At 66.7% G+C, this 20,816-nt stretch carries 12 protein-coding genes and 2 pseudogenes; 8 read left to right on the forward strand and 6 right to left on the reverse strand.

Going from position 1 to position 20,816, the window contains the following annotated elements; translation table 11 throughout:
- Window positions 1–411: 411 nt before the first annotated feature.
- Window positions 412–1,434, forward strand: coding sequence for a hypothetical protein (locus tag Q4V64_RS43695; RefSeq protein WP_124445853.1), 1,023 nt, complete (start codon window positions 412–414; stop codon window positions 1,432–1,434).
- Window positions 1,435–1,488: 54 nt separating this feature from the next.
- Here the strand turns inward: Q4V64_RS43695 and Q4V64_RS43700 are convergent.
- From Q4V64_RS43700 to Q4V64_RS43710, 3 genes and pseudogenes are all read right to left on the reverse strand, one after another.
- Window positions 1,489–1,657 (reverse strand): annotated as a pseudogene (locus tag Q4V64_RS43700) (low temperature requirement protein A); the annotation flags it as partial.
- A gap of 168 nt (window positions 1,658–1,825) precedes the next feature.
- The gene (locus tag Q4V64_RS43705; RefSeq protein WP_172629653.1) at window positions 1,826–2,308 is read right to left on the reverse strand and encodes an HNH endonuclease; all 483 of its coding nucleotides are present in this window, start codon (window positions 2,306–2,308) and stop codon (window positions 1,826–1,828) included.
- On the reverse strand, window positions 2,305–3,696 hold the full coding sequence (locus tag Q4V64_RS43710; protein WP_124445855.1) for a hypothetical protein: 1,392 nt from the start codon (window positions 3,694–3,696) through the stop codon (window positions 2,305–2,307). The genes Q4V64_RS43705 and Q4V64_RS43710 overlap by 4 nt, the downstream gene beginning before the upstream one ends.
- Before the next feature lie 204 nt (window positions 3,697–3,900).
- Between Q4V64_RS43710 and Q4V64_RS43715 the strand changes: the two genes are divergently transcribed.
- Window positions 3,901–4,503, forward strand: a complete 603-nt coding sequence (locus Q4V64_RS43715) for a hypothetical protein (RefSeq protein WP_124445856.1) — start codon at window positions 3,901–3,903, stop codon at window positions 4,501–4,503.
- Between the two features lie 322 nt (window positions 4,504–4,825).
- On the opposite strand, the gene Q4V64_RS43720 is transcribed toward Q4V64_RS43715, so the two are convergent.
- Window positions 4,826–5,575: a transposase family protein gene (locus Q4V64_RS43720; RefSeq protein WP_124445857.1), complete on the reverse strand. Its 750-nt coding sequence runs from the start codon at window positions 5,573–5,575 to the stop codon at window positions 4,826–4,828.
- Between the two features lie 122 nt (window positions 5,576–5,697).
- Between Q4V64_RS43720 and Q4V64_RS43725 the strand changes: the two are divergent.
- The 3 genes and pseudogenes from Q4V64_RS43725 to Q4V64_RS43735 form a co-directional block, all read left to right on the forward strand.
- Window positions 5,698–5,835: pseudogene (locus Q4V64_RS43725) on the forward strand (IS110 family transposase); the annotation flags it as partial.
- 103 nt (window positions 5,836–5,938) lie between these two features.
- Window positions 5,939–6,337, forward strand: coding sequence for a trypco2 family protein (locus tag Q4V64_RS43730; RefSeq protein WP_124445858.1), 399 nt, complete (start codon window positions 5,939–5,941; stop codon window positions 6,335–6,337).
- 52 nt (window positions 6,338–6,389) lie between these two features.
- The gene (locus Q4V64_RS43735) at window positions 6,390–11,564 is read left to right on the forward strand and encodes a tetratricopeptide repeat protein (RefSeq protein ID WP_172629654.1); all 5,175 of its coding nucleotides are present in this window, start codon (window positions 6,390–6,392) and stop codon (window positions 11,562–11,564) included.
- Between the two features lie 96 nt (window positions 11,565–11,660).
- Here the strand turns inward: Q4V64_RS43735 and Q4V64_RS43740 are convergent, their stop codons facing one another.
- Window positions 11,661–16,949, reverse strand: coding sequence for a DUF3883 domain-containing protein (locus Q4V64_RS43740; RefSeq protein WP_253267586.1), 5,289 nt, complete (start codon window positions 16,947–16,949; stop codon window positions 11,661–11,663).
- Window positions 16,950–17,762: 813 nt separating this feature from the next.
- Here Q4V64_RS43740 and Q4V64_RS43745 point away from each other — a divergent pair.
- Complete coding sequence (locus Q4V64_RS43745) at window positions 17,763–18,380, forward strand: hypothetical protein (protein WP_124445861.1); 618 nt, start codon at window positions 17,763–17,765, stop codon at window positions 18,378–18,380.
- Window positions 18,381–18,516: 136 nt separating this feature from the next.
- On the opposite strand, the gene Q4V64_RS43750 is transcribed toward Q4V64_RS43745, so the two are convergent.
- Window positions 18,517–18,792 carry a helix-turn-helix domain-containing protein gene (locus Q4V64_RS43750; protein ID WP_253267587.1) on the reverse strand — a complete coding sequence of 92 codons (276 nt, stop codon included), beginning with the start codon at window positions 18,790–18,792 and terminating at the stop codon, window positions 18,517–18,519.
- 366 nt (window positions 18,793–19,158) lie between these two features.
- Here Q4V64_RS43750 and Q4V64_RS43755 point away from each other — a divergent pair, with 366 nt between their 5' ends.
- Both Q4V64_RS43755 and Q4V64_RS43760 read left to right on the forward strand, forming a co-directional pair.
- Complete coding sequence (locus Q4V64_RS43755) at window positions 19,159–19,395, forward strand: hypothetical protein (protein ID WP_124445862.1); 237 nt, start codon at window positions 19,159–19,161, stop codon at window positions 19,393–19,395.
- A 137-nt stretch (window positions 19,396–19,532) separates the two neighbouring features.
- Window positions 19,533–20,216: a DUF6308 family protein gene (locus Q4V64_RS43760; RefSeq protein ID WP_124445863.1), complete on the forward strand. Its 684-nt coding sequence runs from the start codon at window positions 19,533–19,535 to the stop codon at window positions 20,214–20,216.
- Window positions 20,217–20,816 lie beyond the last annotated feature (600 nt).

A 20,816-nucleotide genomic window follows, 5' to 3' on the forward strand; every position in this document is an offset into this window, starting at 1 on the left:
GGTCGGCGTCTCATGCGGTCCGTGTTCCTGCGATGCTCTCGGGGGCGCTCTAGATTTGCGATCGCACTCATCCATATCGCACCCATCCATAAGGGAATCCCTGAGACGACGCGGCCCCGCCAGGCAGCCTGGCGGGGCTCTGTCGTGTGGTGGGTTGATGCGGTGTGCCGTGTTCGAGCGGGCCCACTGGCACACCGACTGTCTGCGGATGTACGCCGTTTCGGCGGGGTGAGACCGCTCGACTGCCCACAGTCCGTGGGGCGTGGGCTCCTGGACTTCCAGTAGTGGCCACCCCCGATGCTGAGCTTGTGACGCACGCCGGACTTGATCGTAGGTACCAGACGTTCTGCATTCACGGGGCACAATAGTTCGCACGGGGTGGCTAGGGGAGTGGCTCTGGGGAGGGGCATCGTGAAGTTCAGAAAGCGAACGCTGGAAATGCTTGGCGACCTTATTTGCGGGAACCTCGGCGCTGCTGATCCTCAAGCTGATGCCGAGCCTGCTTACTTCCCGTATCGCTCGAGCATGTACATCACCGAGTTCTTCGCGGAACTCGACATGGGCTGGGAGCATGACGGTTCGACGCGGCACCGCTGGGTCGCGGGCGTGCTGGAACAATTGTTGGCGGAGCCGCACGAGGGGCCCGCGCACCCGTCGGAGTCCTTCTGCAGGGTGATCGACCACCTGATGAATCCTGCGGATGCCCTCAACGAAGGGCTCGACCGGCCCAATGCCCTGCGTTTGCTGAACAATGCGCTCGCCCGTGAGGGGTTCGAAGCCTTCTACGGGGAGGACAAGCACTGCTACCTTCGCCACATCGGAACGAACACTATCTCGGTGTTGGCCAAGAACCCGCATCGGCCCCTGAGCGTCGCCGAGATGCAGCGACGTACAGCACTTGCCGCGTTCTTGGACACGTGCAGTGAGGATGCGCTCATTGAGGAAGTACTGCTGCCACTGTTCCGGCAGCTGGGTTTTCACCGGATCACTGCGGCCGGGCACCGGGACAAGGCGCTGGAGTACGGCAAGGACATCTGGATGCGTTACACCCTGCCGACCCAGCACTTCCTGTACTTCGGCATTCAGGTGAAGCGCGGGAAACTGGACGCTACCGGAAAGTCCAGGGCGGGCAATGCCAACATCGCTGAGATTCACAATCAGGCCCTGATGATGCTGGCGCACGAGATCTTCGACCCCGAGACCAACCGGCGTGTCCTTGTCGACCATGCGTTCATCGTGGCTGGCGGGGAGATCACCAAGGCTGCACGTAACTGGCTGGGCAACGCGTTGGACGCGGCGAAGCGGAGTCAGATCATGTTCATGGATCGCGACGACATCCTGAACCAGTTCGTGGTGACCAACCTGCCGCTTCCCGTAGGTGTGTCGCTGCCAGGTGCAGTGCCGTCCGGCGGTACCATGGAAGCGCCATTCTGATGCGTTGATGCAGCTTCATCGCACCTGCCGGTTGGCCCTACTGCGGCGCTACGCGTAGGAGATCCACCAGACGGCGAAGAGGAAGAGCAGAACTGCCGAGTGCGGTGGGCAGCAGGGTGCCCAGGGCGTGGTACTCGTTGAGAGCGGACTTGACCGCCACCATTGCGGCGGCGACCGTCTCGCCGAGGACGATGAGGGTGAACAGGCCGTAGCGTGCGGCCAGCGCGGGCACCGTTGTACTCCTCGAGCACGCGGAGCAGGGCGCGGTGACGACATATGTCGTGCGGTCGATGCGCGGATGACGCACCATGAGGGGTGGCGTTGCCGTCCTTGAATCGGACATGGCTGAACCGCCCGCTCGACTCGGCGACGACCTCGATCGCGGAGTGATTTACTGACCGGCGTTCAAATCGTCCGGATGCATGGAGTTCTTGCTGAGGTTGCACCGGCGGTGCGCCGCACGCATGTTGCTCCGCACGTGGTGCCCGCCGAGGGCGAGCGGCATGTGGTGGTCCACGGTCGCGGCCTGCGGGTCGTAGCGGTCGACCTCCTTGGGTATCTCGCCGCCGCATAGCTCACAGTGCCAGTCTGCCGCTTCGATGATGTCGAGGGGGTCGACGTCTTCGAAGTGTGTTCCGGGCAGGGCCCGAGAGGCGGAGGTGAACCGGAAGCTATGGATGCGGGCCGCCGGCGTGCTGGTGACAAACGCGGGAACCACGCTCTTGGCCGTGGGCTGGCACATCTCGCTGCAGGAGTCGTTCTGGGACGCGGGATCGAGTTGCGCGCCGCAGCCCCGACAACGTCGATTGAACCAGGCCACCTGTGCGGTGTCAGCGAGATGCGTGTGCAGACGCCGCAAGAACGGAACGCTCACTGTTCTTCCTCCCCGTCTCGTCCCGTCGTGTGTCGGCCGCATTCGCAACTGCGGGCCCTCCGCATGCGGATGCCGAACTGGCTCGGGGGCGGGATCCTTATCGCCGCGTCGTCTATCCCGCCCAGCAACACGCAAGTATCGCCGAAGGCCAAGTTGAGCCGCTGCAGTGCGGTTTCGGCTGTTGCGTCGGTGACGGGCGGGATGAGGAGCACCATCCTCTTGCTCCGCACGCTGTGCGCGATCCCGTCCAGAGCCTGGCCGACTTGCTCCCGCACATGCTGCACGTAGTCCACCTCGCACATGAGCTGGGGTTTGCCACCGGGAAGCGCTGCCTGGATCTCCCGCGCGGCTGCGCGACCTGCCTCTCGCAGGTGCAGCGACTCGCGAGCGGCGCTGCAGGCATTGAGTACGTTTACGGCAATCCTGGTGGTGAGGCTCCGTGTTTCCTCGCGGGCTCTCGTCACGTACACGTCCACGAGATGAGCGGCACGGCTTTCCGGCCTACTACGCGTAGTCGCCGCAGCACGTCGCTCCAATGCCGTGGCTGCGAAACGCAGGCGTCTGCATTCCTCGGACGTGACAGCCGGGTCCTCCGCCGCGAACCGGGAGCAGAGAGCGGCCAAATGTGCGACGTTCAGGCCGGCCGCCCGCGCCGCCTCAGCCTCCAACTCGTCGACGAGTTCCCTCTCCGCTGAGGCGGACAACACCTTCGGCTCCGCCGACGCGACGGCTAAGTGCTCTGGCCCAGCCCACAGCGGCGCGGCCCATCGCTGTCTGTCTTGCGTGCGATGGACGAAGGACTCGATGTCGTAGGCGTGCTCGGCTGGTCCGGTGATCTCTTTCTCGGCGGCTGTGAGCAGCCCGGACTCCTCCGCCCTGCGTAGCCTCTCCCACTGCGCCTTCGTGGTCTTCATATGGGACATCGACAGGGCGACTGGCACGAGGCCGTGCAGCGACTGGTAGGGCAGTTGGTCGAAGATCGTCAGGCGCGCGCCGGCATGCGGGGTGGGCGTGCTGCGGCGGCTGATGCGGGAGACTTCCTGGGCCGTATGACGCAGAAAGGTCAGGGACACCCAAGCCGCCTCTTGCTCGCGGCTCAGGCCGGGTGTCCGGGGCATGGACCTCACCAGGCCGCTCAGCCGTTCAGCCTCGTGCAGCAAGTAGGCGAGGACGCCTGCCGGGCCCTGGCGGACCGGGGCGATGCGGAGCTTCAACCGGAAGTCGGCGTCGGTGCGCGCGAGGGCCGCGGTGAGTTCTTCCCGGAGTCGGCCGTCCGCAGTAGCAGCCTCGGTGCGGCCCACGTTCTCGGTTCCGGCCAGCAGGCGCACGGCATCGGCGAGCGCGGCGTATGGGGGCAGGCCGACGCCCCCGGTGATCGGTCTGTTCAACATCGCAGCGGGATCATGCCAGGTGTGGCGCCAACGGCGTGAACGGGGCCTTTCTCCGACCAGCCTGCGTAGTTGGTGGATGCAGTGATCAGCCGCCCCCGCATTCCCTGCTGATGTAGATCGCATGTAGATTGTGTCGCGCTCGACATGAGTGAGGTCAGTTCGTGAAGGCGTCAGGTTGTCGAGGGCCGGGGGAGTGGATTCGTGAAGTCCATTGTGCACATTGCGCTGAGTGGTGACACTCTCGCGATGTGTGACGCGCGGATAGAGCGTCGTGCGCCCCGGGCAGCCGAGCCCGAGCAGGCAACCTGCCAGGAATGCATCGACACCTACATCGAGGGATGGGCCGCGGTGCAACATGACGGCCCGCCGGGTGCCCCGCCCATGCCCAGCTACCCGCCGTCACGTCGCCCATCAGCCATGCGGTACGCGGCGTTGGGGGCCACTGCCGCACTGGCGGTAGCCGCACTCGGCTACTGGGCTCTCGCGGATCACGGTAGCGGCGAGAGCAGCAACATCGCCGTCACAGTGGTCGATTGCTCACAGACCCGGCTCTACGCTGCTAAGGATGGTGGGCCGATGCTGCCCGCCCGCGTGGCGCAGATCCAGTTCGTCAACAATGGGGACAGCGAGCAAGCTTTCTCGGCAGAGGTTGACGGCGTGACGCTGGAGGGCCAGGACGGCAATCGGGCGAGATACAGGCTCGCTCCCCACGACTCGAAGCTCATCAGCTTCCCCATGAACCCGACCAAGTACGGCAGCAGCGAGGGAGCGTGTTACGCGTTGAATGTTCGGGCGGCCTCATGAGCGCGAGGCTCGACGACTCTGCGTCTGGACGGCGCGGGCCCCGTCCCGACCGGCGCGGCGACCGGCCGGACAACCCTCGAACGGACACAACGCGGAACGCCATGCGGGAACCGCGACGGATTGAGCAGAAGTGGGGCTTCGGCATGGCCCCGATCAAGCCTGCCGTGCAGAAGGAGCGGGGCGAGGCTGCCCGCACCGTACTGAGCACCCTCGCGGAGGGACGTCACGCAGCCCTTGGTCGACTGGACGACCTGTCGACCGTGAAGGGGGTCTTCACTCGCACGTACAAGCAGGATCAGTGGGACTGGTTCACTGAGCTCTTTCAGCGCTGCCCCTCCAGAGTGAGCACGGCCGCAGAGATTGACGACATTCGATTCGGACTGCACCGGGACCTACGGAAAATCCGCCAGGACTTCAGTCGCGCGACGCCGCGCTCGACCGGTGCCCGTGCTGTGGACAGCGCCCGGTTGACGGCTTGCTGAGTTGGGGTGAGGTCGCGGCCCGGCGGGCGTCTGAGGGGTGTCGTCACCCACGGGCCGGCTCCCATGTAGGCGCGGTCGGCGAGGACGGGGGTGCCCTGCCGTTCGCAGATCCGGATGATCCGGTGAGCGCGGGCCGCAGTGAGATCGTGCGCGCGGGCGGGCAGCGCCGGCGAGATCCACAGCAGCCGCCCGACGGGGTCGGTCACCACCTGCACGTTCACCCCGTGTCGGCGGTGCTTGTGGGAGAAGTCGGCCCGGCTGTCGCCGACCCGGTCGCACTCCGCCAGAGTGCCGTCAAGCAGGACGTAGTCCGGATCCGCCTCGCGCAGGGCGCGCACCAGGCCGGGAGCTCGGTCGGCGAGCAGGTCGACGACGGCTGTCGTGTAAGCGTGGGCGGTGCCGACGGAGATGCCGAACCCGGCGGCGAGCTGGGCGAGGGTGTCGTGCCGGCGCAGGTACACCAGGCCGACCAGGGCACGCTGGTGCGGTGGGAGCTTGCAGCGGCGGTCACCCTCGCGGGTGACGATGAGCATGGTGACCCACTCGACCAAGGTGTGAGGCAGGTCGAGTGCTGCAGAATACGGAACCAACGCTGCTCCTGTGCCTGTGGGTTGAGACTTCGAACACCTCCCCCAACGGCACGGGAGCCTCGTGCGTTGCGGGCACCACTCCCGTCACCCGATCAGTGGCCCCGCTGAAAGAGCTCATTGAGTATGTGGCCCGTCGCACCGCCGAAGGCATGTCGAAGAAGGACATCATCCGCTGTCTGAAACGGTTCGTCGCCCGCGAGGTCTACAAACACCTCCCACACCCCGGCATCACAGCCGCGCAGCTCCAGCAGGCCGCTTGACGATCTATAGGAGCTTCAGTGAGGGGCGCCGAGAATCGCCGACCTTCGTCATTGCGGCCTCGACCATCGTAATCAGGACGCACCGCATAATATCCTGCCATCCTTGGTCGACCAGATATCGGAGATGTCCATCGCGACACGGGGTAACAGGGGGGCTATGGCTGAGGTGCCGTTGGCCGAGGCGATCACGGACCTGCGCAGGGAGCTACAGCAGGCGATGGCCGCAGGGGAGGGAGAACCACTCAAGTTCGAGCTGGACTCGGTGGTGCTCGAACTGGAGGTGGGTGTCGCCACCAAGGGAAACGCCGATGCCAAGGTGGGGCTGTGGAGCGTGCTGACCCTGGGGTCGTCCGCGGAGCACACTCGCGGGTCGCTGCACAAACTGACGCTGACGCTTTCGCCGAGGCTGGCTGACGCTCCGGACAAGAACGTCCTGGTGGGTGACCAGGTGGCAGAGGTGCCGTCAGTCGCGAGGCCGGACCGCTGGGCGCCAGGTCACTGACATGAAACGGCGTCACCGCGTTGTGGAGATACTCCCGCGCTCCGGGGAGACGATGCGCGTCGGTTCTGGTTACGCGATCGCGGATGACCTTGTCCTGACGGCCGGTCATGTGGTTGCGCCGGAAGGTGTCGCCGTTCGCTTGCTCGACGGGACGGTGGGCCATGCCGAGGTTGTCTGGCTGGGGGTAGGTGTCGGCGACGCAGCTGTGCTACGTGTTCCCGCTGCGCCGTGGCGAGGCCAGCCGGACAGCGGTGCCCTGCGCTGGGGGAAGGTCGCTGGCGAGGCGGCCGTGTCCTGCCGTGCGTGGGGCTTCCCCAAAGCGCAGGCGGCGGACGGTGCCCGGGACGTCGAGCTCATGGAGGGCACTGTCAACGCAAGCGGCGCCCTCCGGTCCGAACGGTATGACGTCAACATCAGCAGGCCCACCTTGCTGCCCTTGCAGGGTAACGATTCCGGCTGGAAGGGCATGTCCGGCGCAGCACTGTTCGGGCCCGGACTGCAGTTGCTCGGCGTGGTACTCGCGGACCCGAAGATGTACGGCAGCAGCAGGTTGCAGGCGTTGCCGGTCGCGCGTCTGTTGGCGGATGACGACTTCCGCGCGCTCGTCGGAGTGGGGCTGCACGATCTCGAAGCAGTGGTTGGCCGCGGCGAGGTCGCGTACCTGGATACCTATGTCCGTGCGGCGTATCTGCCACGCCGGGCCGACATGTCGGATCCTGAACTGCTCCAGGCGAAGTACGGCATCGTCCCGTTTCTCGGCCGGGAGACGGAACAGCAACAACTGCACGACTGGTGTGTCAGCGGAAACCGGTTCAGCGTCGCGGTGATCACCGGCGGCGGCGGCGCGGGCAAGACCAGGCTGGCGGCGGAGTTATGCCGGACGATGACCGAGGAGGGCTGGCAGGCCGGTTTCGCCGACGAGGACACGTTCGACGAGGCTGGCAGCCACATCGAACTCATCTGGCCGACCGTTCTCGTGATCGACTACCCAGACCGGATGACCGAAACGGTGGTCCGCCTGATCAACCGGCTCGGCCGTGCCCGCCGCGGCCCGAAGCTCCGCATCCTGCTGGTGGACCGGGCCCCTGGCGGTGTCACCGACCAGCTCACCTGGTGGCGCAAGCTGGACCGGGACACCGACCGGCTTGTCCACCGCAGCACCCGGCTATCAGTCCAGCTCGAAGCTGGCCGGCTGGATCTTGCCGACCGGCAGCGGCACGCGACCGCCGCGTGGACAAACTTCACCGATGGTACAAGGGAGATGCCCGAGCTCGATCTGACCCACGAAGGCTACGGCAACCCGCTGAGACTCCATATCGCCGTTCTGCAGGCGGCCCGAGGCGAGGTCCACCCGGATGCGGACACCGTCGTGGCGAGTTTTCTCGGACGGGAAGAGCGGCGCTGGGTGGACCGCCTGCCCAGGTACTTCATCGCCGATCTTACCGACGTGCGCGCCCACCAGGCCGTCGCCCTCGCCACCATCATCGCACCCGCTCAAGCCATGGCGGTCCACCTGCTCACCGCATTGCCGGGCCTGGCAGACCCTGTCGGGTTCGCCATCGAGCGCCGGACCAGGATCACCGAGTGGCTGGCCGAGCTGTTTCCCGGCGGGGACCGCATCGCCCCGCTCAGCCCCGACATTCTGGCCGAGGAACTGCTCGCCAGAACGCCCGCTCTCGACGTGCTCGTCCAAGGGATCCACGATCACGAGGCGTGTACGACTAACCACAAAGCAGCAATGCTGAGCGCCCTTCGCCTTGCCGTCAGCCGTGATGAGGTGCGCAAGGCATTGCGAAAGCTGCTCGTCGAACGGCTGCCCGCGCTCATCGAAGCCGCAGAACAGGACAGCTTCCTCGCCCAGCAGATTGACACGGTGATCCCGCTCTGCGTCGACGACGACCTGCGTGCCGCATCAGCCGCAGCACTGGGGAACCGGCGACATACGACCGACAAGAATCTCGCGCAGCTGTACAGCAGTCTCGCTAACCTCGCTGTGACGTGGCTCGGCACGCAGCCGCCGGACCTTCGACGCCCGGACATCCTCACCGATCTCGTTGCCTACCAAGCAGTTCTCGGGAAGGTCGCCAAGTCCGAGGCGGAACAGGCTTGGACGGACTACCAGTCGCTCAACGCGTCACCGGACCGGCTGGCGAAGGCGGCCTACAACCTCGGCACATGCCTCGGCCGGACCGGGGAACGGACACTCGCCCGCGACTGGCTGACCAAGGCGGTGCAGATCTACAGCACAACGGACGGCCATGCACAGGCAAGGATCCAGGCATGGACGAACCTCGCGGTCGCCAGGGCGGATCTCGGTGACCAACGCGACGCGCTGAAAGCATGCATTGCCGCGATCAAGGCGCACGGCGAGATCCCTGGTGACAACTACCTCTTGCTCCAGACCATCGAGCCGCTCGGATTCCCGGACAGGTCCCTCTTGCTCGAGACCATCGAGCCGCTCGAAATCCTGGTCAAGAGTCCGGCTGCCAGATCGGCCGACCGTAGACTCCTCGGCTCCACTCCGGACACCTACTACTTGCCCGCCGGAACGGACGAGACCTGGTGGCCGGTGGACAACTACCCGCTGGCCACGATCCCGCTGACTCGCCTGGTGGCGCGGCTCGTTCAGGGCCTGGCGGACCGCACTCCGGACAAGCTACGCAACGCCCTGATTCCGGTGCTGTTCGGCCGGTTCGCCAGGCAGCAGGCCAGATACGCTGCCATGAACTACTCGGCGTTCCTGCGCATGTTGTCACTGGAACTATTTAGACAGGACCTACCTGTCGAGGCGATCGGGCCATTGCGCGAAAGCGTCTTGCTACTGCAACGATTCGCCCCCACTGACCCCTACTTCCGCGAACGCATGGCCGAGAGCTTTGATCGGCTCGCGCTGTACAGCTGGAAGGCGGAGCGTTTCGACGACGCGAGCCAGTACACGATGGACGCGATTGCTGCATACCGCGACCTCGTCACGACCCACCCCGGTTCCATCGAGCCGATACTGGCCAGTCTCCACAACCGGCTCGCCGAGAACCTAATGGAGGTTCAGCGGATACCCGAGGCCATTGCGGCTCAGCACGAAGCCATCACGATCTACCGGCGGCTACCGCAACAGCGCGCGGATCTGGCCGAGAGCTGCCTGGATCTCGGTTCGCTGCTTGCCGTCCGAGGGGACGTAACCGAGGCGGCGAAACTGCTCGAGGAGGCGGCGGCGCTGTGCGCGGATCTCCGCGCGAATGACCCAGAGTTCGGCAAACAGCAATCGGACGCGCTCGCGCTCCTCGGTTCTCTTCCTGTGGGACCGGAGCAGAGGCTGAACGCCGCGGAGCTGGCCGTCGGGCTGAAGCGTGACTTAGCCGCGGCGGATCAGGCCCCGCTGATCGAGTACGTGGACGCGCTCGTCGCCTTCAGCGCCGCTTTGGGCGATGCCGGCCGGACCGAGGAAGCCCATAGGCGCGCGGTGCAAGCGGCCGGCCTGGCAAAGGAACTGCCCGAGGAACCCCTCCAGCGCGCTCTGGCGTTAGGAACGGCGTTGAGCCTGGTGGCGCAGTGGGGATTGGCGCTCGGCCGGTACGACGAAGCCGTCACAACCGCTCCTGAGGCAATGGAGGCCATCGCCTCAGTGCCGGACACGGAACCCCTCGCGCTGATGACCCGCGCGGACGTATTGTCCACATTGGCCGCATGCAGGATCGCGGATAGTCGCCCCGAGGAAGCGCTTTCGCTGGCTGGCGAGGCTGGCGACCTGTACGACGGTTTGATGCGGTCCGGCCACACATTTGCGGGGATCGAGCTGTCGTACGCCATGGCGTTGGTCAGTGTCGGCCAGAGTCACTTGCTGGCCGGGCGGCCTGTGGAGAGCCTTGAGGCTGCCGTGGCGGCACGCGAGGCAGTCGGACAGTTCCCTGTGGACTCACCGTTGGCCCAGCGGACGATAGCGGTGGCCCAACTGGTTGAAGGCGGCTGCCTGATGGCCATGAACCGTCCTGCTGAAGCGGTGGATCTGTTGACCGCTGTGGACGAATTGCTCAGCCAGTTCGGCGACGGGGATCGAGGCTCATACTTGTTGCGCGTCAACGCGATCACTTCCCGTGCCGGCGGCAACCTCGTTCTCGGACAGCCTGACCTGGCGTTCGAACTCACCGGCAGGGCCATGGACATGCTGGGCGACCTCGCCGACCACCAAGGCCGACGCGCTGAGGTCGCCCGGGCGTCGACCATCCAGGCCGCAGCCGCGATCCAGCTGGGCGACACGGAAAGAGCGTACGAAGCCAGTTCGGCAGCGCTCGACATCTATCAGGAGTCACCGCCGAGCACCCTGGCCGAACGCACCCTGCTCGCCATGGCGCTGCATTCGGCGGCCGCGTCCCACAACGCGCTCGGCAATCTCACCCAAGCGGTCGTGATGTACGAGGAGTCGATCACCGTCTACGGCGAGGTTGTGGAACACAACCCCGACGCACTCATCTCCATGGTCGGCGTCCTCGCGGACTACGGCATCCGTCTCTTCAGTCTCGGCGACATCGAAGCGGCGGCAGCGGCGACGGGCGAGGCCATTGACGGGATGAGGGCGTCCGGCATGTTGCAGCACGCCCCGGCTGTCGCGCTGTATGCGACTGTTCTGATCACTCACGCACAGTGCCTCATGCAACTCGGGGAGCCGCTCGGCGACATCGTCAATGAGGCCGTCAGGCTTCTGCGTGGCCTGCCCGAGTCCCGCATGCAACTGGCCCAGGCACTAGGTATTCAGGCGGTCAGCCGGAACATGGCGGGCGCTCCAGGCGTGATCGAGGCAGCAAATGAGAGCGTTCAGGTGTACCGGGAATTCGACGGCACACCAGGGGTTCCGACCACCATGGCCAGCCTCCTGGGCCTCCTCGGGCAGCACCTGGCCATCGCCGGGCGGTTTCCCGAGGCGGTGGACGCCTTACGCGAGTCAGGTGCCCGCTTCGCGGACGAGCCAGAGCCCCAGCTCCAACTGGTACTCGAACAAATCGATGTGGAACGGAACCTGACCATCAGCCTGGCCAGCCTCGGCGACTACCCCGAGGCGGTACAGCACGCGTCTGTCGCCCTCGACCTGATGCGCCCGCTCGCCGACGAGAATCCCCACCTGGTGCAGTTCATCGTCGAGATGCTGGAAGTGCGGGGTGACCTTCTCGCCGAGCTCGACCGGCACGACGAAGCCGCGCAGGCCATGGCAGAAGTCCGCCAATGGCAGAACTGAGTGCCCGTGTACAAACCGGTCGGCAGCGGCGGACAGGACGGTGCGTCGTGGCTCAGGCCCGGTTGGAGGACGTGCACGCCATCGGGACCGTGGGGCTCAAAGCCGGTACGAGAAGCGCAGCGCGCCGCCTTCCTCCCGGTAGCGTCCACGGGCGCGTTTTCCGTAGGGGTTGGGGAGCATGTGGATGTCCATCCGGCCCGGGGCAAGGGCGTGGGTGACCATGAGGAGGCGCCAGCGGTCGTTGCCCGCGTGTTGCTGCGCCGCGCGTACCTCGCTCTCTCCCAGCTCGAAGCGCCCGCCGTCGCCCTGGGTCGCCTTTACTTCGAACATGTAGGGCCGCCGGCCGGAGCCGATCCGGAAGTCGTAGCCGAGGCCGTCGTCGCCGGACGGGCCGGGGAAAGCCTTGCGGCGATTCGCCGACACCCAGCTGGTCTCGTCCATGCTGTCGGGGTAATGCGCGCACAGCCAGTGGTAGGCGTACCACTCTCCTAGGTATCCGATGGCCTCCCGTTGAGCCGTGGTCAGTCCGTTGTCCGCGCTGCCGCCATGTCGCCCGCCGCGCGTACGACCGGTGGGGGATGCCCGCCGGGCGCTGGCCAGTGTCTGGGGATCGGTGAAGCGGAGCGGTCCGGCGGTGACGCCCGGTACCGCGCCCTGTTCCAGGACTCGCTGGAGTTCGCGGGTCAGTGTGGTGAAGTCGCCGTCATACACGTCGAAGTCTCGGCCTCCGACGGAGATCGACCGCCGTCGACGCTCCTGCTCGCGGCGCGCGTGCTCGGCCGCGTTGCGTACCCGGTCCAGGTCGGCCTCGGTCAACCCGTGCCGGTCGAGATCTGCCGTCGGGGGCATCCCGGCGGGCCATTGGCCGAGGGCGGCCAGCCAGGCGACGACATCCACGGGGGCCAGCGGGCGGAAGTCCAGCGCCCCCGCCGCTTCCAGCCGTGCGGTGACATCGTCGGCGGGCTCGGCTCCGGCCAGTGCCGGTGGCAGCGGGTGCCGGGCGGCCTTGACCAGGACCGCGAGGTCGGCGGCCAAGTCGGTGACCGTACGGAGGTTCGCGCTGCGGACCTGGTCGAGGGCGGGCAGGCGGTCGCCCGCGCGGGGCGCCGGGCGGCCCAGTTCCCGTGTCAGCTCCTCCTCGATGTGCCTCTCCAGGCGCCCGGTGTCGGCCGTATCCAGGGTGCAGGCCCACGCCGCAGGTACGGTGATCCAGTCCAGGGTGCGCAGTGACGGCCAGTGCGGCATCGGGCGCCGCGCGTCGAAATTGTTTAGTGCCGCCCAGCGCAGCCGGTTCACGAGTTCCTTCCTGTGGAGGTCCAGGTGGGCGTGGAGTGCCTCTTCGTGCTCGTCCGCGTGGCTGATCGGCTCCATCGGCGGTGTCATGGCGCGCAGGGTGTCGTTCAGCTCGGCGAAGCCGATGCCCAGGCCGCGCCGCAGCTCGTCCGTGCTGCGGGCCGCACGGGCTTGGGCTATGAACTCGGATACGGAAAGCGGGAGTTGAGCGGCGTGCGTCTCAAGGTCGGCCTGGAGCTCCCGGGTGTCGCCCGGTGGCGGCAGGAGGAGAGCGTTCGCTGTCGTTGCGCCCAGTAGGTGGACGAGGAAGGGGCGGCAGCGCTCCAGAACCACGCCGATGGCCCCGTCGATACGCCGACTCGTCTCCTCGATCTGGTGGACGGTGACTTCCAGGGCATCGGCGAGCTCGTCCTGGCCGGGGTCGCGTAGGTTGGCGTGGCGGGCGGCGAGGACGTGGGTGGCCAGGCGGAGCCGGAAGCCGAACTCGCGCCTTTTCAACAACTCGGCCGTCGCCTCCACAATGCGGGTCGTCTCGGGCCAGCTCGGTTCGGACTCCGGGGCGAGGAGAAGGGGGTGCTTCGGATCGGGCAGCGGCAGCACTCCGCCGAGGCGGGCCGGCAAGATCACGGGCTGGCCGTCCAGCTCGATTTCCCACGAGCGGTAGCGGTGCAGATGCACGCTCATTACCGCAGATGTCAGCTCGCTCAGCTCCGCCTCGCTCGCCCGGGGGCCCTGCGCCAGGTGATCGGCAAGAACACCCACCGCCAGTGCGAGCCAGGGCATTTGATTGACCAGCGGCTCTCCCATGGTGACGGGGTCTACGTGCTCGCCGTCCACGGTCGCGGTGAACGTCACGTCGTCGGCGTGACGGACAGTCTCGGGACGGCCGGGTGCCAGCAGCCCGGCAGCCTTCGCCGAGACACCGGGTACGACGAGCAAGGGGCACGCCATCTCGCGCACCAGCAGTGCGGTCAGGCCATCCCGCTCGTCGCTGATGTAGAGCACGGTCTTCCCGTCATCCAGGGCGGACAACGGCATGCCGATCAGCCGTTCCCCGGACTCGACGAGCAGAGTGGTGCCTCTGGGCAGTGCAGGGCGTGGCTGCTGTATGAGGTGCTTCCAGGCGCGTTCGTTGGCGCGCTGCGCGGCAGGCCGGTGCTCGGCCCTCAGCGCGCCTTCCGCCGCGAGCTGCCCCAGAGCGGCAAGGGTGCGAGCACTATCGCGGGGGTCGTCCCAGGTCGGCAGCCGCATCTCTCGCAGCCGGTCACGGGCCTTGTCCCGCTCCAGCAGATGGCGCACTCGGTGGTCGACGGTTGGCGCATATGCGGGCTCCTCCTCCAGCCCAGGCGGGCAGTGCCACGCGTCGGCCGGCCGGACGAATCTGACGGCGCGGTCACGCCCCCGCACCGGAAGCCACGGCTGCTCCCTGACAAAGGCGGCGAGAGGGGTCAGGGCCCGTTCCCGGTCCGGGCTTCGGCTCCCAGCGCTGGTCCAGGTGCTGGTGAAGTGTTCCTCGCTCCAGTGCGCCAGTCCATGCAGAACCAGGCGCGCGTAGGCCAGCCGGGCGCTGTGGCCGAGCCGTTCGACGACGTCCTGACCGGGAAGCTGGTAGGCGGGGGAACCTCGGTAGGGTGTCCGAGGGTAAGAAGCATTGGACCACGTACGGTCGACGTGCGGCTCCCACTGCTCCTGCACCGTGGAGGACACCCTCGCCATGCGGACCAACTGCCAGGTGGTGAGCTCCTGACCGTCCGCCCAAGTCCGGGCATCCGGGGATGAAATCGGCACGAGTCCGTCGGCCACCCCTGACTCCGTCAGGAATGCCCGCCACTCGTCCGGGGTCTCGCCCCGCTTCACGAATTCATCCGGCGCGGCGATGAGATGTTCAGCGATCGCCTTGAGGCTCTTTGACACGTCTTGCCCAGCAGCGACCACGGTTGACAGGTCCTCGCCGATGGAGTCACGACCCCAGCCCTTGCCGAATACACCGTCGCTCGCCTTGATCAGCCTGCCGTCCACGGACGGTATGTACAGCCCCAGCGACGACACCGTCGTTCCGCCCAACGAGCGCCGCGGCTGCCACAGTCGGAAGACGAACCGCAGGGTCTGGAGCCGGAGTCGATGATCGGTGCTCGTACCGAGCGCTTGCCGGACGTGGTCCAGCAGGCCCTTCATGTCGAACGGCCGGACAAGCCCCGCTTCCTCGAGAAAAGTACGGGCGGGCAGCCTCCGCCCACGCTTGCTGTGGTCGTTCCAGACCAGCCCGGGATGCAGGGAGAAGAGCCGCTTGCCGAGCAGGGCGGGGATGGACGGCGCCTCTGCGAGGTTCATTTCCGCACGCACTGGTTGGAAGAATGCCTCACGCCAGGCGCCCCGACCGCTCGCCTTGCGCGGTGAACCAGCCCTCCTCGCAGGGTGGTTGGCGTGGCGCAGCGTTCCGTCTTCCGCGAGCAGTAGCTTCCTGCCGCGCAGGACGTGCCCGTCGTCTTGGAAGAGCACGGCCAGATCCTCGTACAGCTGGCTCCACTGGTCGGGGGCGGCGTCGGGACGGAGAGAGCGTGCGGCAGGGGTCGAAGGAGCGGGATGAGAAGTCGGACGGGGAAGGGTTGCGACGATCCGCTCCACATGCCCGGCGAGTGTCTCCCGGGCGGGCTCCAATGGGCATGCGAGCGATTTGCACGTTGTCGCCAGTCGATGCAGGCGTTCGCCACCGGCGTCCGGGTCCGCCACCACGACTCCTGCAGCGTGGGCGCGGTGTGCTGTGAGGACGGTCAGCTCTGGGTCCGGCCAGAGGATCGCGACCCGGGGCGAGGCCCAGGCCGCCTCCTGCTGGGCGTCATCGGTGGCGAGAACAGGCACGAGTGGTATGTCGGCGAGATCGTTGCCGTGTACTCGCCACGCTGCCGCGCGCAGCAGCTCGGCTGAGCCTTTGCCGCTCTCCCAACTCACGAGGTCCACGGCCAGCCGTCCCAATTCGGCCTGTGGCACAGCGCGCAGCATTGCCGCAGCCGCAAGGCAGGTCTCGGCGACGGCGTCGAACAGCAGCGTATTGAGGGGGTTTTCAGAGGGCAGGTCGGTGCGGTCGATCTTGGTGAAGAAGGGGGCGTTCACATGGCCGGGGAACGGCGCCGTCAGATCCTCGCCCATCGGCAAGAAAGTGTAGATCTGCCCCCGTCGCGGCCGGCGCACGGCGGGCAGCGGAACGGCGACCTCCACGGCGGCGGACGAGGCCCATTGCTGCCAGGTGTTGTCGAGGAGCCCGAGGCCCACGGCCTCCTCGAGCGCGCTGTTCAGGCGCTCCTTCTCTACGCTGCCCCGGGCCACGAGAAACGTTCCAGACGGCCCCAGATCCACGGTCGTGCAGGAGACAGGGAAACGGTCTCCCGCCCCGTCCGCCGTGGTGAATCGCTCCTCGGACCGGGTCAGTTCCCGCAGCTCATCTGCCTCGCCACCGGCGGCCCGTCGCTCCAGCGTCAGGCTCGCGAGTCGGTCGAGGAACAGCATCACCGGTGCCTTCGCCTCCGCGAGCTCGCGAAGCCGCAGCCGGACTTCGGCCTGGGCAGCCTCATTGAGCAGAGGCAGTCGCACGACAGTCACGTGCCCTTCGACGGCGAGCTCTCGACAGGTCGTCGGCACCTCGTCCAGCGGCAAGGGCACCTGGAGAGGCGGAAACTCAGCGGCCACCTCGTGGGCGCTGGGCTCGTCGCCCAAGAATGCCTCCACATCGCCCTTGTGCGCGAACCGGAAGCAGTACCCGTCCAGTTCAGGACCGTGCGGGCCATCAGGATCGGCGCTGTAGATCTCTGGCGCGTCGCTGATCAGCAGGACGCTTCGGAACCCGACGCCCTTGTTCCCGATCCCCTCCCCGACCGCCTTGGAGCTCTGCGCCAGCTCGCAGACCTTCTCGACGTTCCTCCACGTAAAGGGCGTGCCGCCATTGGCGACGTACAACGTCCCCCACTCGCCCTCTTCCTCATCCAGCAGCACATGCACCCGGCCGTCGCGACAGCCCCTCGGGTGTGCGTCATAGCCGTTCTGCAGCAGCTCGAAGAGCGAACGCCCGGCGTACTCCCGCGCACTCGTGTATGACACGGCATTCACCTGCCGAGCAAGCCGCCGCACCTGCGCCGACCGCGCCCCCTCCAATACGGATCGCCCGAACTCTCGTAGCTGCTCCGCACGGTCGATACCCGCCATGGGTCCCCTCTCACCTCAGCGTGGGAGGACGCTATCTCGTGCCACTGACATTCATAGGGCTGCGGGAAGCAACTCGGGACGCGTGACCTGGAGGCGCAGCCCCCCCCACGCAGGGTGTGCCGGCGCGGGCCCGGTCGTCCTTGGCACGGCGCGTGGCGCGGTCGGGATGCGGCGAAGGTCGGGCGCGCGGGCCTTGCCACCTCGCGTGAGTCCGAGCGGTCGCGGCGCCGCCCGCCGACAGCCGCCTGACCATTAGGCTCGGGCTTTCATGAAACGGGTTGTCCGACATGCGGTCAGGACGGCAGAAAGTGCGTCGTAGAGCTGCTGGGCGAGCTTGGCCTGATCGGAAGTGAGCTTAGCCGGCTCCAGGACCGGCCGGGGGCCCTCGCGGAGGCGAGCCCGTCGTTGGTGTTCGCCACGATCAGCTTGCGCCGGGGTCTGGCGAGCACGCACAACATCCCGAACATCGCCCGGCCTTCCATGGTGGAGGTGCCGGTGCCCTGCTCGATACCGTCCAGGACTTGCCAGCCTACTGGCTTGGCTGGACCCACGATCGGCATTCGACCACGCTCGCGCGGAAGCTGGTGGACGTATGCGGGCGGCGCTGCCCAGCCGTGCTGGAAGGCCGGGGGCCGGGCCAACGAGAGTGAGTCGGTGTCAGAGGCGTCGCCGATACTCGGATGGTTTATCGGGTGAGAGGGAGTCGGTGTGAAGGAGTTGCAGGATGGCATAACCCGCCTACTGCCTGACGTGGTCAAGGCGGAGATCGAACCAGAGAGCTGTCCGACCTGGATGCGGCGGCCAGGGCAGATCGAGTGCGCCGGCATGTGGGAGACGGTTGCGGCGATCTACGGCGCGCTCACCGGGCTGGTCCTGCCGGAACAGGCTCCTTCTCGTGAGCGGCGGAGCCTGGACGTCCTGCTGACCTACGAGAACGGGCAGCAGCAGATCCTGGAGGTTGACGAGAAGCAGCACTTCACCGCGGCCCGCGCTCTGACGCTTGAGTGCTACCCGACAGGCGTGAAGCTCGGCTTCGACGCTTCTCGATGGTTGGCCCGCTCGCAGGCTCTGACCGGGCGTGAACCCGGCGGCGGCTTCGGCAAGCCAAAGCCGCCGTTGTTCCCTGGCGAGGGCGGGCGCCATCGGCAACGCGCCTTCAGGGACGCGCTGGCGGATCTGCTGCCGCCTGTGCACGACTGGCTCCCGACCATCCGGATCAGCGATATGGAGGTCACCGCTATCACCGCCGCACCGGATCCGGTCTCGTCGCTCAGGACACTGCTTGGTGAACGCGGCGTATCGGTTGTATGTCTCGCCTCTGAGTGAGACGGCGTGGCGGCCCCCGTTCAATGGCAAGAGCGGAGCGTCTGGCCAGCTCATCTGCCGGCCGGGCGCACTGTTGCCGCCTGTAAGACGACGAAGCCCGCCGGAAGGCTCCGGCAGGGCGTCCGCGCGCGGCGGGCTACGACGGCGTGCAGTGTCCGGCGGGGGCACCGTTGTACTCCGGCTCTCCGCTTTCCAGGACGCGGAGCAAGGATGCGGTGACGACACGTGTCGTACGGCCGATGCGTAGCACGCGGCACGGGAACTCCCCGCGACGCACCAGGTCGTAACCCTTCGCCCGAGAGAACCCCAACGCCCTGGAGGCGTCTTCCACGCTCCCCGTTCCGTCCCAGGTGGCGCGGATGTGCGTGGGGCTGTAACGGGTGCCGTGCACCTCGTTGGCCTGTCCGTGCAATTCAGATTCTCCAGTCGTTAAGACGGTGCGGCTGTGGATCACGGTGCCGACCCGGAAGTTGATCAAAACAACAAGTGACGTAAGCAGAGTCACCCGCATTGCGCGCTGAGGCTTATGCCGATGAGCAGGCCCCGGTGCAGGTCGACTCCATCCCCGGTGCACTCGGGGATGCGATAGTCGACCCTCTACGGTGGGGGCGAGGCGGGGATGCTGCTACGCCCCCTGCGGGACCTTGAGCGCCACGGCACCTGTGCCGCAGGATCTCTCCAGCAGCGCAGAGCGCTGACACACGCGCGACGCTTTCAATTGACAGCCGTCGTGGCGATTCCTTTCGACGTAGGGGCAGGCAGTGGCGATGGACCATCAATGATCCGCGCGATCGCCGGTTTGGCTAACCGGCGATCCCGCGCTATGTTGCTCCGCTTCGAAGCTGTCTGGGCCGATATACGTCCACTCGTGTGGATCGACTGTTGCAGCCCGGGCCGTTTCCTGCTGCTCTCTCTCCAGCAGGAAACGCCTGTCCGGTTCGGCGCCGTAACTGCCCCGGCCTTCCGCTACTCCATCGGCAACGGCACCGACACCGACGTCTGGACCATCCTCTAGAAACCACCCACACCTCAAAACGGCGTAACGCAGGCGTACGTGTTGGCGGCGGCTTCCGCCCGTGCCACCGCATGGTCTCAGCTGGTATACCGTCCACCGACACAGCACTGGTCGTAAGGGAGTTGGGGGGCCTCTCGGTGATCGAACTGAAGATCCCGGAGATCTACTGGGACGACGACACGGCCGTGAGCCTGCTCGTCGAGTACTTCACCCGACGACGCTCAAGCGGTGACCTGTTCTATTCCGGCGCGCACTTCGAGCGCCTGGGCGGGGGCGGGGACGCCGAGCACGTCGCGGACCGCTTCGACAGCAACGACCTGGTGGCCATCACCACGCTCAGTGTCTCCCTCGAGCCGCACGGGGCGATGAACTTGCTGACCGACCCCGACGGGCACTGGATGCGCTTGCTGTCGCTCATCCCTCGTGACGCACGTTTGGAGAATCCTGGAAGCGATGCCTTCATGGAGGAGGGCGGACCCGCGTGGGAGTTGTGGGAACGCCTGGCCGGCAGCAAGCAGTACCTCAGCAAGCCCGACGGCAGCGGCCCGGTTGTCGCAGGCAAGTTGCTGGCCCGTAAGCGTCCTCACCTCATTCCCATCTACGACATCCGCATCAAGCAGCTGTTCGAGCGACCGAAGGCGGACCACTCCTTCTGGGCCGCGCTGGCTGCGGCCCTGCGGGCGGACAACGGCGCCTTTCGCGATCAGTTGGTCTGTCTCCGCAGCAAGGCGAGTATCGGTGAGGACATCGGTGTCCTGCGTGTGTTCGACGTCATCGCCTGGATGCATCAAGGCCGGCAGGATCAGGTCGCGACGAGCTGAGCTGTGAGGTGGAGCGTGGAGGGGAGCGCACGCGAGGTCGCCGAGGGCGACAGTCCGAACCGCTGTCCTCGAATTTGATGTGTTTCCGATGACGCACCACGTTGAGTGCGTGGCGATCCTTGAGCCTGCCGGAAAGGGCACCTGACCAGCTCTTTTGGGTGATGTGCGTTATGTGCGTTGTGGGCGCTACGGGCGATATCTTGACGCATGTTTGACGCATGCGGCGCACTTTTGACGCACGTCTGACGCACGTTCTGACGGGCTATCAGGCATGGCGGAGCCGCCTGCCAACCCGGCTTTGGGCGGGTTGGCAGGCGGCTCTGCTCTTTGAACCCGAGGACGGGTCAATTGCCCTGCCGCGCTTCGTGGGCGCCAGTTGTGGATGTCGCCGAGGCATCGCTTGCAGACCGCACAGGATGCTCCTCGTTGGACGGGTGCGGCGGTTTCACGGCCGAGGAATGGGCCGTTCGAGCAGCGGCCTTCTTGGCGGATGTCGGCAGCTTCGTAACAGATGTGTGGCCCGCCCGTTCATCGCTATGGCGGGAAGTGGACCCTTCACTGGTGCAACTTGATCGTCTCCTCAACATGACGTGTGATGCC

Source organism: Streptomyces sp. NL15-2K (genome assembly GCF_030551255.1).
Taxonomy (GTDB): Bacteria; Actinomycetota; Actinomycetes; order Streptomycetales; family Streptomycetaceae; genus Streptomyces.

Coding starts and splice junctions, on each gene's coding strand:
- Q4V64_RS43735 (WP_172629654.1), top strand. CDS start 6,390: ATGCGCGTCGGTTCTGGTTACGCGATCGCGGATGACCTTGTCCTGACG.
- Q4V64_RS43755 (WP_124445862.1), top strand. CDS start 19,159: ATGATCCGCGCGATCGCCGGTTTGGCTAACCGGCGATCCCGCGCTATG.